The organism is Lacinutrix sp. Bg11-31 (assembly GCF_002831665.1).
In the GTDB taxonomy this organism is placed as follows: domain Bacteria; phylum Bacteroidota; class Bacteroidia; order Flavobacteriales; family Flavobacteriaceae; genus Lacinutrix.
The window spans coordinates 2,746,560-2,764,045 of the sequence record NZ_CP025118.1 but is presented as its reverse complement, the minus strand read 5'-3'; the positions used below and the strand labels follow the sequence as shown (position 1 = coordinate 2,764,045).

Annotated in this window: 12 protein-coding genes and 1 pseudogene; 8 read left to right on the top strand and 5 right to left on the bottom strand. The window is 33.3% G+C overall.

The window, feature by feature from the left end; all coding sequences use genetic code 11:
- Position 1: 1 nt before the first annotated feature.
- From CW733_RS12400 to recA, 3 genes are all read right to left on the bottom strand, one after another.
- Positions 2–547 carry an RNA polymerase sigma factor gene (locus CW733_RS12400; protein WP_100997476.1) on the bottom strand — a complete coding sequence of 182 codons (546 nt, stop codon included), beginning with the start codon at positions 545–547 and terminating at the stop codon, positions 2–4.
- Positions 548–573: 26 nt separating this feature from the next.
- A complete protein-coding gene (locus CW733_RS12395; RefSeq protein ID WP_100997475.1) occupies positions 574–990 on the bottom strand; it encodes a hypothetical protein in 417 nt (138 codons plus the stop codon).
- 128 nt (positions 991–1,118) lie between these two features.
- The gene (gene recA / locus CW733_RS12390) at positions 1,119–2,132 is read right to left on the bottom strand and encodes a recombinase RecA (protein ID WP_100997474.1); all 1,014 of its coding nucleotides are present in this window, start codon (positions 2,130–2,132) and stop codon (positions 1,119–1,121) included.
- Positions 2,133–2,703: 571 nt separating this feature from the next.
- On the opposite strand from recA, the gene CW733_RS12385 reads away from it, so the two are divergent.
- From CW733_RS12385 to CW733_RS12360, 6 genes are all read left to right on the top strand, one after another.
- A complete protein-coding gene (locus CW733_RS12385) occupies positions 2,704–3,771 on the top strand; it encodes a rhodanese-related sulfurtransferase (protein ID WP_100997473.1) in 1,068 nt (355 codons plus the stop codon).
- A gap of 330 nt (positions 3,772–4,101) precedes the next feature.
- Positions 4,102–5,409 carry a regulatory iron-sulfur-containing complex subunit RicT gene (locus tag CW733_RS12380; protein WP_100997472.1) on the top strand — a complete coding sequence of 436 codons (1,308 nt, stop codon included), beginning with the start codon at positions 4,102–4,104 and terminating at the stop codon, positions 5,407–5,409.
- Positions 5,399–5,884: a gliding motility lipoprotein GldH gene (locus CW733_RS12375; protein ID WP_100998828.1), complete on the top strand. Its 486-nt coding sequence runs from the start codon at positions 5,399–5,401 to the stop codon at positions 5,882–5,884. The genes CW733_RS12380 and CW733_RS12375 overlap by 11 nt, the downstream gene beginning before the upstream one ends.
- An 81-nt stretch (positions 5,885–5,965) precedes the next feature.
- Positions 5,966–8,317, top strand: coding sequence for a penicillin-binding protein 1A (locus CW733_RS12370; protein ID WP_100997471.1), 2,352 nt, complete (start codon positions 5,966–5,968; stop codon positions 8,315–8,317).
- A 133-nt stretch (positions 8,318–8,450) separates the two neighbouring features.
- A complete protein-coding gene (locus tag CW733_RS12365) occupies positions 8,451–9,152 on the top strand; it encodes a CoA transferase subunit A (protein ID WP_100997470.1) in 702 nt (233 codons plus the stop codon).
- A gap of 87 nt (positions 9,153–9,239) precedes the next feature.
- A complete protein-coding gene (locus CW733_RS12360) occupies positions 9,240–9,893 on the top strand; it encodes a CoA transferase subunit B (RefSeq protein WP_100997469.1) in 654 nt (217 codons plus the stop codon).
- Between the two features lie 431 nt (positions 9,894–10,324).
- On the opposite strand, the gene CW733_RS12355 is transcribed toward CW733_RS12360, so the two are convergent.
- The gene (locus CW733_RS12355) at positions 10,325–12,010 is read right to left on the bottom strand and encodes an ABC transporter ATP-binding protein (protein ID WP_100997468.1); all 1,686 of its coding nucleotides are present in this window, start codon (positions 12,008–12,010) and stop codon (positions 10,325–10,327) included.
- Between the two features lie 182 nt (positions 12,011–12,192).
- Here CW733_RS12355 and CW733_RS12350 point away from each other — a divergent pair, with 182 nt between their 5' ends.
- Both CW733_RS12350 and CW733_RS16455 read left to right on the top strand, forming a co-directional pair.
- On the top strand, positions 12,193–14,856 hold the full coding sequence (locus CW733_RS12350; RefSeq protein ID WP_100997467.1) for a GEVED domain-containing protein: 2,664 nt from the start codon (positions 12,193–12,195) through the stop codon (positions 14,854–14,856).
- A 115-nt stretch (positions 14,857–14,971) separates the two neighbouring features.
- Positions 14,972–15,139: pseudogene (locus CW733_RS16455) on the top strand (IS3 family transposase); the annotation flags it as partial.
- A gap of 409 nt (positions 15,140–15,548) precedes the next feature.
- Here CW733_RS16455 and CW733_RS12345 read toward each other — a convergent pair.
- Entirely contained in the window at positions 15,549–17,462 is a 1,914-nt protein-coding gene (locus tag CW733_RS12345; protein ID WP_100997466.1) for an OmpA family protein, read from the bottom strand.
- Positions 17,463–17,486: the final 24 nt, after the last annotated feature.

Below are 17,486 nucleotides of genomic sequence, written 5' to 3'. Positions count from 1 at the left end.
ATTATAATGATTGGGAATTTAATTCCATTTTATATTCAGTTATTTTATCTTTTAAAGTATGTCTAGCTCTTGCGAGATTAGACTTTGATGTACCTGTTGTTATTTTAAGCATTTCGGCTATATCTCTATGTGAATAACCATCCATTACATAAAGGTTAAAAACCAAACGGTAACGATCTGGTAATTCTTGAATTATTTGTAATAGGTAATCTATCGAAATATCATCTTCATCCTCTACTATAATAGCTTCATCTTTAATTAAATCTTCGTTTACAATATCAAAAACACCTTGTGTTCTATAACACTGCAATGCGGTATTTATAGTAACTCGTTTTAACCAGCCTTCAAAAGAACCTTTATTTTTATACTGTCCTATTTTTTTAAAAATAGTTATAAATGCATCTTGCAAATTATCTTCTGCTTCGGCATAGTTTCGTGAATACTTCAAGCATACAGAAAACAATTTGCTTGAAAAGAGCTTATATAGTTCACTTTGTGCTTTGGTATCATTAATCTTACAATTATGTATGAGTTGGTCTAAGCTCAAATTTAATTCAAGTGTTAGTTAATAATTTATTCTGTTACAGGTACTTCAATTGTTAAGTAAACGTCTTCATTTGTAGCACTTTCAGTATTTATACCTTGCCAAAACTTAAAAACATATGAGCCCAATTCTGTTGGTCTAAAATTAAATGATGTTTCTTCTTCTGTTATTGTTTCTTGGCAATCACTACTAGCAGGATATACGTCGCTCACAATTGCAACTGTACTTTGATTTGCATTAACAACATAATAAATATCTTTAAAAAGATGACAAGAGGTAGGTTTGTTATATGTTAAATAAATAGTATAAGTTTGATTTTTTATAAACTCATCAGGCATACTAACACTTTCAATAGGTAGAAATTCAGTATAAGAACGAGGAGTATCATCACTGACAGAGCAAGAAAGTACAGAAATTAATAATAAGAATATTAATGTTTTTTTCATTTTTAAATTTTGTGTTCTAATACGTGTATTTCCTTATAGATGCAAAAATGATTAAAAGGTTGCGTCTAAAAATAAAAAATCCCGAAAAAAATCGGGATTTATAATTTATAGCAAAATTAGAGAGGTCATTATTTAGATTCCATATCCTCTTTAATCGCTTGTTTTATTTTTTGTTCAAGTTCCTCAAAAAGTTCTGGATTGTCTTTTATTATTGCTTTTACAGCATCTCGACCTTGCCCTAATTTAGTATCTCCATAACTAAACCAAGAACCAGCTTTTTTAACAATTTCTTTTTCTACAGCTACATCTAAAATTTCACCTACTTTACTAATACCTTCTCCATACATAATATCGAATTCGGCCAATTTAAAAGGAGGAGCGACTTTGTTTTTAACCACTTTAACTCTTGTTTTGTTACCAAGAACAGCGCCATCTGTGTTTTTTATTTGAGTAGAGCGTCTAATATCTAAACGTACAGAAGCATAAAATTTTAATGCATTACCACCAGTTGTAGTTTCTGGATTTCCAAACATTACCCCAATTTTTTCACGTAATTGGTTAATAAAAATCACCGTACAATTTGTTTTACTAATAGAACCGGTTAACTTTCTTAGTGCTTGCGACATTAAACGTGCATGAAGTCCCATTTTACTGTCACCCATTTCACCTTCAATTTCACTTTTTGGTGTCAATGCAGCTACAGAATCTATTACTACAATATCAATAGCACCAGATCTAATTAAATTATCTGTAATTTCTAAAGCTTGTTCACCGTTATCTGGTTGGGAAATAATTAAATTATCTATATCTACACCAAGTTTTTCTGCATAAAAACGATCGAAAGCATGTTCTGCATCAATAAATGCTGCAATACCTCCTGCTTTTTGGGCTTCGGCAATAGCATGTAATGTTAAAGTTGTTTTACCAGAAGATTCTGGTCCATATATTTCAATAACTCGTCCTCTTGGGTAACCACCAACTCCTAAAGCAATATCCAAACCTAACGAACCAGAAGGTATAGCCTCAATATCTACAATTGCAGCGTCACTCATTTTCATTACTGTTCCTTTTCCGTATGCTTTGTCTAATTTATCTAAAGTCAGCTTTAATGCCTTTAGTTTCGCTTCTTTTTCACTGCTCATAGTATCTTTTTTTACTGTTAGTCGTGCTAAAATACTACTTTTTTAATCTTTTTTTTGATTTCTCACGCAACCTTTTAAACATTTCTGCATCTACTAATAAAGGTGGGAAAGTTTTAGCTATGAAAAAGAAAAATTAACCGCATTTTTTAAGAGTTCATGTTTAATTTTAAAAGTGTAACAACATGAAATATTTAAAAAAAGTATTAACATCAAATGCATTAGGTGTTTCAGTCTCTGTTTTAGTAAACAGTAGCTGTAAAGCCGATGGAGGTTAGCTCGTTTATTTTTTTAGAAATAAAAAATTAATAACGAGTTAGTCTATTAAAAGTCCTTTGCAGAGCGCAAAGGACTTTTTTTGATTTATATTTTAAAGCATCGCGTAAAAGATAAATCATCCCAATTTTAGATTGGGATCTTATTAAACAACCCAATTGTAACAATTATTTACTAGAAGTATTATTTTGGTCCTTGCCACTTTAATTTAAAATAATACCTTTGTAGTTATAACCCTAAAACACTTCCTTTTTGGAAGTTAAATAGGAATTCTTTAACCTTAAAAACTTAGTATAGCATGCAACTGTACAACAAATTAAGCGCCAAAGAAAGAGCAGAGCTTATAGAAAAAGCTGGAAAAGACCGTTTAACATTATCGTTTTACGTTTACGCTCAAATTGGCAACACACAACAATTACGCGACAATTTATTTATTAAATGGGACAGTTTAGACGTTTTAGGACGTATTTACGTAGCTCAGGAAGGAGTAAATGCACAATTATCTCTACCTGCAGATAGTTTTGAAGCGTTTAAAAATCACTTAGATAGCATAGACTTTTTAAATGGAATCCGTTTAAATATAGCAGTTGAACAAGATAACATGTCTTTTTTAAAGCTAAAAGTAAAAGTAAGAGACAAAATTGTTGCCGATGGTTTAAATGATGAGACCTTCGATGTTACAAACAAAGGAGTACATCTTTCTGCTAAAGATTTTAATGCTATGCTTGCAAACCCTAATACGGTTTGTGTAGATATGCGAAATCATTATGAAAGTGAAATTGGTCATTTTGATGGAGCAGTTACGCCAGATGTAGATACGTTTCGAGAAAGTTTAGATATTATTGAAGCCGATTTACGCGAACATAAAGAAGAAAAAAATCTTTTAATGTATTGCACAGGTGGAATTCGTTGCGAAAAAGCTAGTGCATATTACAAACACAAAGGTTTTAAAAACGTATACCAATTAGAAGGTGGAATTATAGAATACACAAGGCAAGTAAATGCTGAAGGGATAGACAATAAATTTATTGGTAAAAATTTTGTTTTCGACGATAGACGTGCCGAAAAAATTAGTGAGGATGTAATTGCAAAATGTCATCAATGTGGAGATGCTTTCGATATACATACAAACTGTGCTAACGATGCTTGTCATTTACTTTTTCTTCAATGCGATGCTTGTAAAGAAGAAATGAATAACTGCTGTTCAACCACATGTCAAGAAATCCATGCTTTACCATTTGAAGCTCAAAAAGAATTAAGAAAAGGACAAGGGAATAGTAACGACATCTTTAAAAAAGGTAGAGCAGATCATTTGCCGTATAAAAAGGATTTACGAAATATTTTTGAGACATTTAAGAAAGATTAATTCAATTTTTAGCGTCTGTATTGAGTCTATTTCACAATTGCTTTTTTTATAAAAGCTATTTATAAGTTAAATCACTTCCGAGTAAATCCATCTTCCCTTTTTCAAGGGAAAATGGATTTATATTTTTTTAGCTGAATTTGGAAGGGTTTATTTCTTAGCTTTTTTTATATTTCAAAGTCATAATAATAATCTTATCTTTACCGTTAGATTTTATTTTAAGCTAAAAAGCACAATACTTAAGCAAAAAATAAAATAATATTAATCGTCTTCTGATGCTTAATCTAGTTATTTAAACCGGATAAAGCATTCAGAATCAATATATCTACACATATGGCTTGCGCTAGTTGCACAACTAAAGACGGCTCACCAAAAGGCTGCAAAAATAATGGTACTTGTGGTACAGACAGTTGTAATAAGTTAACCGTTTTCGATTGGTTAGCAAATATGTCTTTACCAAACGGAGAAAAACCTTTCGATTTTGTTGAGGTTCGTTTTAAAAACGGAAGAAAACACTACTATAAAAACACAGAAAATTTAACGTTAGCAATAGGAGATATTGTTGCTACACAAGCACAATCTGGTCACGATATTGGTATGGCAACCTTAACAGGTGAGTTAGTTCGCGTACAAATGAAACGCAAAAAAATTAACGAAAAACCAGAAGACGTTTTAAAAATATACAGAAAAGCATCTCAAAAAGATATAGATATTTGGAGCGAAGCACGCGATAAAGAAGAACCAATGAAGGTTCGTGCAAGGCAATACGCTATCGACTTAAAGCTTCATATGAAGATTTCTGATATTGAATTTCAAGGTGATGCAAGTAAAGCAACGTTTTATTACACAGCCGAAGAGCGCGTAGATTTTAGAGATTTAATTAAAGTATTTGCTCGCGAATTTAGAACGCGAATAGAAATGAAACAAGTTGGCTTTAGACAAGAAGCATCAAGACTTGGTGGTATAGGTTCTTGTGGTCGCGAGTTATGTTGTTCTACTTGGTTAACAGATTTTAGATCTGTAAGTACAAGTGCTGCACGTTACCAACAACTATCTTTAAATCCACAAAAGTTAGCAGGACAATGCGGTAAGTTAAAATGCTGTTTAAATTACGAGTTAGATTCTTATCAAGATGCTTTAAAAGCATTCCCAAAAACAGACACCAAACTATACACGCAAAAAGGAACTGCAGTTTGCCAGAAAACAGATATTTTTCAAGGACATATGTGGTATGCATATGAAGGTGAGTGGATGAACTGGCACAAAATTACTACAGACCAAGCTAGGGAAATTATTGAATTAAACAAGAGTAAAGAAAAAATTGCTAGCCTTGAAGAATATGCTTTAGAGCTAGTAGAAGAGGTGAAAGTTGAATTCGAAAACGTTGTTGGTCAAGATAGTTTAACACGTTTCGATAGTCCAAAAGGCAATAAAAAACGTAACAACAATAAGAATCGTAATCGTAATAAGAAACCCGCTTCAAATAACAATACAAATAAAAAGCCTGAAAACACTCAACAGAGTGGGCAACAAAATAAGCCTAAACCTAAACCTAAACCTAAACCGAGACAAAAACCAAGGCCAAGACCTCAAGATAAGTCTCAAAACAAGCCTCAAAACAATGCAAATGATGCAAAGTAAATTGTTTTATTGTTTTTTATTATTAAGTTTAATTCTAGTGTCTTGTGACTCTAAAAGTGTTTTCGATAATTATGAAACTGTTCCAGAAGTATGGAATAAAGATAAAACTATAAGCTTTAAAGTTAGTCCACCAGACTCAACCAAAGCCTACAATCTGTTTGTTAATTTGCGTAATACTAATGCCTATAAATTCAATAATCTTTTTTTAATTGTTGAAATGAATTTCCCTCACGGAAAAAGAATTGTAGACACATTAGAATACAAAATGGCAAAGCCAAATGGTGAGTTTTTAGGTACAGGACTATCTAGTGTTAAAGAGAATAAATTGTGGTATAAAGAAGGTGTTGTATTTAGCGAAAGTGGAGAGTACACAGTAAACATAAAGCACGCTATGCGTGAAAATGGAGAGGTTAATGGTATTGCTAATTTGGAAGGCGTTACAGATATTGGCTTTAGAATAGAAAAAACAGAATAAAACAAAGGCTTCTAACGTTTTATTTTAGACTAAACGTAATCAAGCACATTATAACTTTAAATACTTTAGGCACTTATTTAAATGGCAAAGACAAAAACAAAACAAACACAGGATCATCAAGGCTTCGAAAAATACGTTCGTTGGTTTTGGATGATTTTTTTAGGCGGAATTCTTGCTGTCGCATTATTATTTTTATTAGCATCTTGGAGTGTCTTTGGTGAGTTACCAGATCACACACAATTAGAAAACCCTGAAACTAATTTAGCAACAGAAATTGTTTCTAGTGATGGTAAGACATTAGGTAAATTCTATTTCGATGATAATAGAACACCAGTAAAATATGAAGATTTATCGAAAAGCTTAGTTGATGCTTTGATAGCAACTGAAGATGCACGTTTTCACGAACATTCTGGTATCGATGCTAGAGGAACATTAAGAGCTATTGTTTATCTTGGCTCCAAAGGAGGAGCAAGTACTGTTTCTCAACAATTATCTAGACAATTGTTTGTAGGTGTAGCATCAAAAAACATTATCGAAAGAATTATTCAAAAAACCCAAGAGTGGGTAATAACGACAAAATTAGAACGTCAGTATACCAAAGAAGAAATTATCACTCAATATTTCAATATTTACGATTTTGGAAATAATGGAGATGGTATTCGTTCGGCTTCAAACATTTATTTTGATAGAGAACCAAATGAGTTAAGTATTAAAGAAGCTGCGATGTTGGTTGGGATGTTTAAAAATTCTTCATTATACAATCCAAGAAGAAATCCAGTTGGAGTAAAAAACAGAAGAAATGTTGTGTTATCACAAATGTATAAATACAACTATATAACAGAAACAGAGAAAGATTCACTTCAAAAAACAGAATTAGATTTACGTTATTCTCCACAATCACACAGAGATGGTACAGCTACCTATTTTAGAGAGTACTTAAGAAGTTGGATGAAAAATTGGACAAGTGATAAAGCAAATAAAAAGCCAGATGGCACAAAGTTCAATATTAATAGTGATGGTTTAAAAGTATTTGTAACCATAGATTCACGCATGCAGAAATATGCTGAGTTAGCTGTTGGTAGGCATATGCCAAGGTTACAGGCAGAGTTTTTTAATCAAAATACACCTAAAAGGAATAAAACTGCACCTTTTTTAGATTTAGATGATTCTGAAATTGATAATCTAATGAAAAACGCTATGAGACGTGGTGAACGTTGGAGAATACTTAAAAAAGAAGGAAAGAATAATAAAGAAATAGAAGCATCATTTGAGAAGCCTACAAAAATGACAGTTTTTAAATGGGTTGATGGTAAGGCTAGTGAAGTAGATACTATTATGAAACCTATAGATTCTATGCGTTATTATAAATCTTTCTTACGTACAGGAATGATGAGTATGGATCCACAAACTGGACATGTAAAAGCTTGGGTTGGTGGTATGAATTATAGACACTTTCAATACGATATGGTAAAACAAGGTAAACGACAAGTTGGTTCTACTTTTAAGCCCTTTGTTTACGCTACTGCAATAGACCAATTACACATGTCTCCTTGCGATAAATTGCCATTATCTCAAATAACAATTGAAGCTAATAAATATGGTAACCCAGAACCTTGGTCGCCAGAAAACGATGGAGGTGGTTATGGTGGAGAAAAAACACTTAAAGATGCATTAGCAAATTCTGTTAATACTGTTACAGCGCGATTAATGGATAAGGTTGGACCACAGCCAGTAGCAGATTTAGCAAGACGTTTAGGTATTACTTCAGAAATACCAGAAGTGCCTTCTATTGCGTTAGGAACACCAGATATTAGTGTTTACGAAATGGTTGGTGCATATTCTGCTTTTGCAAATCAAGGTGTGTATACTAAACCAGTAATGATTGAGCGCATAGAAGACAAAAACGGAACTGTTTTATATCAATTTACTCCAGAAACTAAAGATGTATTAAGTGCAGAATCTGCTTATGTTACCGTTAAATTAATGGAAGGTGTTGTACAATCTGGTTCAGGAAGTAGACTACGAGGGAAATGGAGAGGAAATCAAACCGTTTATAAAGAAATTATTACAGGTTACCCATATGAACTAAACAATCCAATTGCAGGAAAAACAGGAACCACACAAAACCAGAGTGATGGATGGTTTATGGGAATGGTACCAAACCTTGTTACTGGTGTTTGGGTTGGAGCAGAAGATAGAGCAGCACACTTTAAGAGTATAACTTATGGTCAAGGAGCAGCAATGGCATTACCTATATGGGGAATGTACATGAAAAGTTGCTACGAAGATGAAACTTTAAAAGTATCTAAAAAAGACTTCGAGAAACCTAAAGACTTATCTATAGAGGTTGATTGCGATAAATATCAAGAAGATAATCCAGATGGTGATAATGATACACCAACGGAAGAGACTCCTGATGGTTTGGAGTTATAAAATATACTAAGTAGCATTTAGATTAAAACAAAAAATTAGACATAAAGTAACATTTATATAAAATTTCACAAGCCATTCTTTAAAGAATGGCTTTTTTATTTCATAAATTTAAGCCACAATAAAAAATACAACAATGATTAACAAAAAAGTAAACTCGGTTAACGATGCTACAAAAGGCATAAGTGATAACATGACTTTTATGTTAGGTGGTTTTGGCCTTTCGGGAATACCAGAAAATGCAATAACAGCTTTAGTTAAAAGTGGAGTAAAAGGACTTACATGTATTTCTAATAATGCAGGTGTGGACGATTTTGGCTTAGGTTTATTATTACACCAAAAGCAGATTAAAAAAATGGTGTCTTCTTACGTTGGTGAGAATGATGAGTTTGAGAGGCAAATGCTTTCTGGAGAACTAGATGTAGAGTTAATACCACAAGGAACTTTGGCAGAACGTTGTCGTGCTGCACAGGCTGGTTTTCCAGCAATTTTTACACCTGCAGGTTATGGTACTGAAGTTGCCGAAGGTAAAGAAACAAGAGAATTCGATGGTAAAATGTATGTTTTAGAACATGCCTTTAAAGCCGACTTTGCTTTTGTTAAAGCTTGGAAAGGTGATGCAGCTGGAAACTTAGTGTTTAAAGGAACAGCAAGAAATTTTAATCCATGCATGGCAGGAGCAGCAAAAATTACAGTTGCTGAGGTTGAAGAATTAGTGCCTGTTGGCGAATTAGATCCTAATCAAATTCATATTCCAGGTATTTTTGTACAACGTATTTTTCAGGGTGAAAAATATGAGAAGAGAATTGAGCAACGAACGGTTAGAACAAGAGAGTAATTGTCATTCCTGCTAAGGTAGGAATCCGCAAATTAATAAAAATTTAAAATAGATTCCTGCTTTCGCAGGAATGACAAAACTAAAAAGATGTTAGACAAAACAGGAATAGCAAAACGCATTGCAAAAGAGGTACAAGATGGTTACTACGTAAACTTAGGAATAGGTATTCCTACATTAGTAGCAAACTATGTGCGTGACGATATAGAAGTTGAATTTCAAAGTGAAAACGGAGTCCTTGGAATGGGGCCATTTCCTTTTGAAGGTGAGGAAGACGCAGATATTATTAACGCAGGAAAACAAACGATTACTACGCTTCCAGGTGCAAGTTTTTTTGATAGTGCAATGAGCTTTGCAATGATTCGTGGACAACACGTAGATTTAACCATTTTAGGAGCTATGGAAGTAGCTGAGAATGGGGATATAGCCAACTGGAAAATACCAGGAAAAATGGTTAAAGGAATGGGTGGAGCTATGGATTTAGTTGCAAGTGCAGAAAATATTATTGTTGCCATGATGCATACTAATAAAAGAGGAGAGTCTAAAATACTTAAAAACTGCTCTTTACCATTAACAGGTGTAGGTTGTGTTAAGAAAGTAGTAACTAATTTAGCTGTTTTAGAGGTTACAGATAAAGGTTTTAAACTTTTAGAACGCGCACCAGGAGTATCTGTTGAAGAAATTAAAAAAGCCACAGAAGGGACTTTAATTATAGAAGGTGATATTCCAGAAATGAGCTTATAGATAGGTGTTTTTTAGGTGAATTAATAATAGGGGAAGTTATAGGTTTACTTAATTTATATTAAAGCTGAAACCTGCTAAAAGAGTGAAAAAAGGTATTAAATGTTAAAATTTAATGCATTTTGTCGAATAATAACGCTTTTAAGCCGATTATCGTAAAATCTCACTTATATTAGCAATCCCAAATCTATCAAATTTTATAACCTCAAATGTACCATTAGCTTAAATGCTTTTGTTATGTAATTCTAGATTTACTTTGAAATTATTGTAAAGTCAAAATGATGATTTCAAAGTAGAAATAGTATAAACCCAAATCTATCATAAACAACCTACCTATGAATTCAGATTTATTTTTATTAAAGCAGTACCAAAAAATAAAGAACACATTTAAATTTCTTAGAAGTATGATGTACTTAACAAAAAAGGTATTTATGTTATAAACCTTTTGGTATAGCGTCTATCAATTTTTTAGTATACTCTTTTTTTGGAGCATTATAGATAACATCAGCATCATCCAACTCTTCTATTTTTCCTTTATTCATTACCAATAATTGGTCACTCATGTATTTTACTACTGCAAGATCGTGTGATATAAAAACATAGGTAAACCCAAAATTTTCTTTCAATTCATTTAACAAATTCAATACTTGTGCTTGTACAGAAATATCTAGCGCAGAAACAGATTCATCGCAAACAATTAATTTAGGTTGCAAAGCAACAGTTCGTGCTATACCTATTCGTTGACGCTGTCCTCCAGAAAACTCATGAGGATATCTGTTAAAATGTGAAGCCTCTAAACCAACGCGTTCTAGAATTTCTATTACTTTTTCTTGTCTTTCTGTTGCATTAGAAAATAGATTATGAACTTTCATGGGCTCCATTATTGCTTGCCCAACAGTTAGTCTTGGATTTAATGAAGAATAAGGATCTTGAAATATTATCTGAATGTCTTTTCTAAGGGCTTTTACTTGAGTAGAGTTTAGTTTTGTAATGTCATTACCTTTAAATAAAATAGTGCCAGCTGTTGGCCTGTCTAAAAGCAATATAGCGTTACCTAATGTCGATTTTCCACAACCAGATTCTCCTACAAGACCTAAAGTCTCTCCTTCATATAGTTTAAAACTTACATTGTTAACAGCTTTAAAGTTTTCGGCTTTAGAAAACAAACCAGATTTAGAGATGTATTCTTTTTCAAGATTAATAACTTCTAATAAAGGTGCTTGATTATATATTTTTTCGTGCTGAATTGCTCTCATTTCTGAAGTAATAACAGAATTATTAACAGCATCATTCATTACATCGCTAATGGTTGGTAGTCGTTTTAATCTTTTGGTTAGCGAAGGTCTCGCGCTTATTAGTGCTTTTGTGTAATTATGTTGTGGCGATTTAAAAATGGATTCAACTGTATTTTGCTCTACAATATTGCCTTTGTACATAACGAGCACGCGGTTTGCAATTTGAGAAATCAACGACAAATCATGAGTAATAAATATTATACTCATTTTAGTCTTTGTTTGTAACTCCTTTAATAAATCTACAATATCATTCTGCACTGTAACATCTAAAGCAGTCGTTGGTTCATCTGCAATTAATATTTGCGGTTTACATGCAATCGCCATTGCAATCATGACACGTTGTTTTTGTCCACCAGAAATTTCATGAGGATAAGAAGAATACACGCGTTCCGGTTCTGGTAGTTTTACTTTTTCAAAAAGTAAGAGCGTTTCTGCCTTAACTTCTTTTTTAGATAATTTAGTATGTTGAAACAATATTTCTTCTACTTGATTGCCGCATGTTGTTGAAGGATTTAAAGAACTCATAGGTTCTTGAAAAATCATTGCTATTTTCTGTCCTCTTATTTGCTGAAAAGCTTTCGATGTTATTTTAGTTAAATCATTGTCTTCAAAAATAATACTACCAGAAGTTATTTTTGAAATCTTCTTTGGAAGCAATCCTAAAATGGCTAAAGATGAAACCGATTTACCCGAGCCGGATTCTCCTACTATACCAAGTATCTCATTTGTGTTTAAATGATAAGATATATTATGGATGATTTCGTTTTCTTTTCTGTTGGAAAAAAAAGAAATAGATAAATTCTCTATAGCTAATAAATGGTTCATATTTTGTAAATGTAGGAATTCTAGTTGAAAAAATTACGGTTAAAACCGTACTCTAGGCCGAACGTTATTTTTTATTAAGTATTTTATCGAAATAAGAAAAATTACAAGTATAAATTTGGTATTATTTTAATATTTTTGTTATCTATTTGATAATAATACCATTAATTTTTTAAATAATTCATATGAAAAAAGCAATTACTTTATCAGTTTTATGTTTTCTATTTGCATTTAGTATGCAAGCGCAAAATTACGAAAGATGCGCAGCTATGGAAAACCTAGAGTACAGAAAAAACTTGGACCCAACCTTAGAAAATAGGATGGCAGAAATTGAAGCTTTCACACAACAGAGAGTCTTAGAGCAAGGAAACTCACAAAATAAAATATCAGGAAGTATTATAACAATTCCTGTTGTTGTTCATGTATTATATAGAAATGCTACAGAAAATATTAGTTTGGCACAAATACAGTCTCAATTAGATGTTTTAAATGAAGATTTTAGACGTACAAATCCAGACGCAGATAATTCATGGTCTCAAGCTGCAGATACTCAAATAGAGTTTTGCCTATCTACAGTAGATGCCAACGGAAATGCAACAACAGGAATTACAAGAAAGCAAACTACGCGTCAAGATTGGAATGCGAATGACGATGCTAAACGTGCGTCTTCTGGAGGAATAGATCCTTGGAACACAAGTGAATATCTTAATATGTGGGTTGTGCCAAAAATGACAACTGTATCTCAAGGGCAAACTATTAATCTTTTAGGTTACGCGCAATTTCCAGGAGGAGCAGCTGCTACAGATGGTATAATTATGATTTATAATGCCTTTGGTAGAACAGGAGCAGTTACTGCACCTTTTGATGGTGGTAGAACAACTACTCACGAAATTGGACACTATTTTAACCTACGCCATATTTGGGGAGATAGTAATTGTGGAAACGATTTTGTAAGCGATACACCAACACACCAAACATCTAATAGTGGTTGTCCTATAGGTCAAACATCTTGTTCGTCTACAGATATGCCACAAAATTATATGGATTACACAAACGATTCGTGTATGAACTTGTTTACTCAAGGACAAAAAACGAGAATGCGTGCAGTATTAGATGCTGGAGGAGCTAGACGTACTTTAGCATTATCAGATAAATGTGGAGCAGTTGCACAGCCAACTTGTACAGATGGTATTCAAAACGGAACAGAAACAGGAGTAGATTGTGGAGGTTCTTGTACACCATGTACTACAGGTCCTCAATATTGTGCATCGCAAGGAAATAGTGTAAGTGACGAGTATATTTCTAGAGTTAAAGTAGGAAGTATTGATAATGCTTCTGGAGCGCAATTGTATTCAGATTTTACAAGTATTTCAACTAACTTAACAAAAGGAACTTCAAGCACTATTACAATTACTCCAACATGGACAGGTTCTACATATGCTGAAGGTTATGCTGTTTGGATAGATTATAATAAAGATGGAGATTTTACAGATTCTGGAGAACAAGTTTTTTCTAAAGCAGCATCTCAAACAACACCTGCATCAGGAAGCTTTACAGTGCCAACAGGAGCATCTTCTGGAGAAACTAGAATGAGAGTTTCTATGAAATATAATGGAGTGCCAACCTCTTGCGAGACTTTTTCTTATGGAGAAGTAGAAGATTATACCGTTAATATTATTGCAGGAGTTGCAGATACTGTTAAACCAGTAATTACGCGAACAGGAAGTGCTACTATTAATCTTACTGTTGGAGATACCTACAGTGAATTAGGAGCAACTGCTACAGATAATATAGATGGTAACCTTACATCAAGCATTGTTACTTCGGGAACTGTAAATACAAATTCTGCAGGTACTTATACAAGAAACTATAACGTAAGCGATGCGGCAGGTAATGCAGCAAACCAAGTATCTAGAAGTATTGTAGTAAGTCCTGCAAGTACATCTGGTTGTTCTGGAGCAATATCATCTTTCCCTTATAGCGAAGGTTTCGAATCTGGTTTTGGAGCATGGACTCAAGGTGGAGGAGACGATTTTGATTGGACAAGAAACTCAGGAACAACACCATCAAGTAATACAGGACCATCAAGTGCGGCAGCAGGATCTCAATATGTTTATATGGAATCTTCTGCACCTAACTATTCTACTAAGCGTGCTATTTTAGTATCACCTTGCTTTAATTTAACAGGACAAAATCAAGCAACACTTAGTTTTAAATATCACATGTATGGAGCAGCTGCAATGGGTAGCTTAGAATTAGCAGTAAGTACAAATAATGGTTCATCTTGGTCTGCTGTTTGGACTAATTCTGGAAATCAAGGTAACTCTTGGCAAGATGCAAGTGTAGATTTATCATCTTACGCTGGAAGTAATGTGCAATTGAGATTGGATGGTACAACTGGTACAACATGGCAAGGTGATATGGCAGTAGATGCTATTAGCCTTACTAATGGCTCTGCAGATAAGTGTGCTGGAGTCTCAGCATATAACAGTAGTCAATCTTATTCTGTTGGAGATAGAGTAACTTATAATGGGTCTTTATACGAAAGAGGAGCATCGAGCTGGTCTAACTTAGGAACTTGTGGAACAGCAAGAGTTTTAAATGAAGGTACAGTAGAGCACTTAGGTGTCGAAATTTCTGTATTTCCAAATCCTGTAAAAGGAAACATGTTATATGTAAAATCTAACATAGAAAACTTACCATTTACGGTTGTAAATATGTTAGGACAACAAGTAGCAAAAGGAACAGTTACACATGGTGTAAATGTTACAAACCTTGAGACTGGAATGTATATGATTCAGTTTAATGTGAATAATACAATAGAAACAAGAAAATTCATTAAGCAGTAAGTTTTATCCTTTAAACCAACTAAAATTATTGTAGAAAAGGCCTCGATTTATTCGGGGCTTTTTCATTTTTAAATATGTCTCGTCCTAAAATAAGTTGGCACAAAATCGACTTATTATGAAAAACCAATTAAACAGGCGAATTAAACGTACACAATGCGATTACAACTTAGGCTTTAAATTAGCCCTTGTAGCCGAAGTAGAAAAAGGCAATTACACTTACAAACAAATCCAAAAGGTTTACAGAATTCAAGGAAGAAGCACTGTTTTGGTATGGTTAAGAAAAGATTGAACATTAGATTGGAGTAAGCTTAATTTACGCCAAGTACTAAAATCTAAAGGAATATCATCTCAAAAGTTAAAGGTTTAGAACGTGAACTCTCTCATGAGAAACTAAAAAACATAGTTATGCAATATTCTAGAACAGTATAACAACAATAATTATCCTTATGAGGTTGTAAATTGTAAAAGATAAGTAGGCAATGCATTTATCAAAGATAAAAAGAGCAAAAAAGGAAGTTGTTAAAAAGAATCAAGATTAACAAAAGACCAGAATTTGAGTCTTAACATTAAAACACCTTGCTTTAGGTGTAATAAAAAACCAGAGAAGAAAACTTCTCTGGTTTTTTTAATTTTATAAAATCTGTTAACCTATTTACAGAGGTTCTATAGTTGGTTAAACTTGTTACTGTGCTTTAGTTAGAAGCAGGTCCACCACTCATAATTCTAAACTGAGTTCTACGGTTTTGTTGGTGTTGGTCTTCTGTACAATTATCACCACAATCTACTGCTAATTCTCTTTCGCCTTTTCCAGCTCCTGAGATTCTTATTGCATCGATTCCTTTGGAGATAATATACTGTACCGATGTTTTTGCTCTTCTGTCTGATAAAGCATCGTTATAACGGTCTGAAGCTCTAATATCTGTATGTGAGGTTGCATAAATAACCATGTTTGGATACTTATTCATCACTTGTACTAAATTGTCTAATTCAAAGGCTGCTTTAGCTGTAATGTTAGATTTATCGTAATCAAAATAGATTGGGTTTAATACTACACGCTCTACTTCTATAATTTTCTCGATTGGATCTAATGCAATTTCTACTGCTACTTCCTCTTCGTTACTACCTGCTATAGAAAGTTTGTTACTTTCGTAATCCTTCATAGTTACTTGTAGTTCTGTTTCTGTTTCACATTCTACAATGTATTCTACTATTCCTTCTGCATTTGCGGTTTTAGTAGACAAGATGTTACCTTTACTATCTACTAAAGATGCTGTTGCTCCTGCTAATGGTGCTTTTGTTTTGTTGTCTAATATTGTAGCTATAATTTGTACATCGCAAAGTGGTTGTATTTTTTTAATCGCATAAATATCATCATCTCCTTTTCCGCCTTCACGGTTTGAAGACACAAAACCTTCGCCTGTTTCCTCGTTCATTGAGAATGCAAAATCGTCTCCATTAGAGTTTATCGGTATTCCAACATTTCTAATCGGTGCCATTTTTCCATCGATTTCTTTTGTATAAAACACATCCATACCTCCAAGTCCTAAATGACCTGTTGATGAGAAATAAAGTGTGTTGTTATCACTTATGTGTGGAAACATTTCATGACCTTCTGTGTTTACTTTTTGTCCCATGTTTATAGGAGTACCTATTTGACCATTACCATCGATAGTGGCTTTGTAGATGTCGTACCTTCCAAAACCACCTGGCATATCACTTGCAAAGTATAATGTATTACCATCTGCACTTACGCTTGGGTTTTTTATAGAATAGTTTCTACTGTTTATTGTTAATGCTTCTATGTTAGAGAACTTGTCTCCACTTTTAGTTGCTTGGAACATATGTAATACACTGTACTTTGTGTTAGATACTGAATCTTTCTCGTAGATGTTTTCGTAAAAACTCTCTCTTGAGAAATATACGGTATTCCCGTTTGGAGAGAATGACATTAAACCTTCATGGTATTTTGTATTCATTTTATCTCCTAACATTGTTTCTTCTTGGTACGACCCATCTTCTGCTTTTGTAAAAGAGTACATGTCTAAAAACGGTTGTTCGTTCCATCCGTAATTTTTTCTAGCATCGTTTCTTGCCGAAGAGATGTATAATTTTCCATCTTTAACAGTGCCTCCAAAATCTGATACAGCCGAATTAATATCCATATTCTGAACATTAAATTTCTTCCCACCTTTTAAAATTTTTGGTAAGTAATCTGGGTTGGATAAAAACATTGCTGCTCTATCGTCTCCTGGACGCATAGATGCAAACTTTTTCATTTGTGTGTTTGAGACTTCGTATTTTCCGTTTGCTTTTAGCATTTCAGAATACTTATAAATCATTTCTGGCTCTTGTGAAGTTTCTAAGGCTTTTGCATACCACTTTTCTGCTTCTAGAGTATTAAAAACATTATAATTTGCTTCTGCTAAACGTCCGTAAACGTATGCATCTGCTGTTCCTTTTTCGGTTAGCTTAGTATAGTCCTCTATGGCTTCTACAAATTGATATTTCGCAAAATGTTTATCGGCTTTCTTTGTTGCCTTAGTTTGCGCTGTCAGGCTAAAGCTACTTAGAATGACTAGTGTTATAATTAGTTTTAAATGTTTCATCTGGTCGTGTCTTTTATGTTAGCT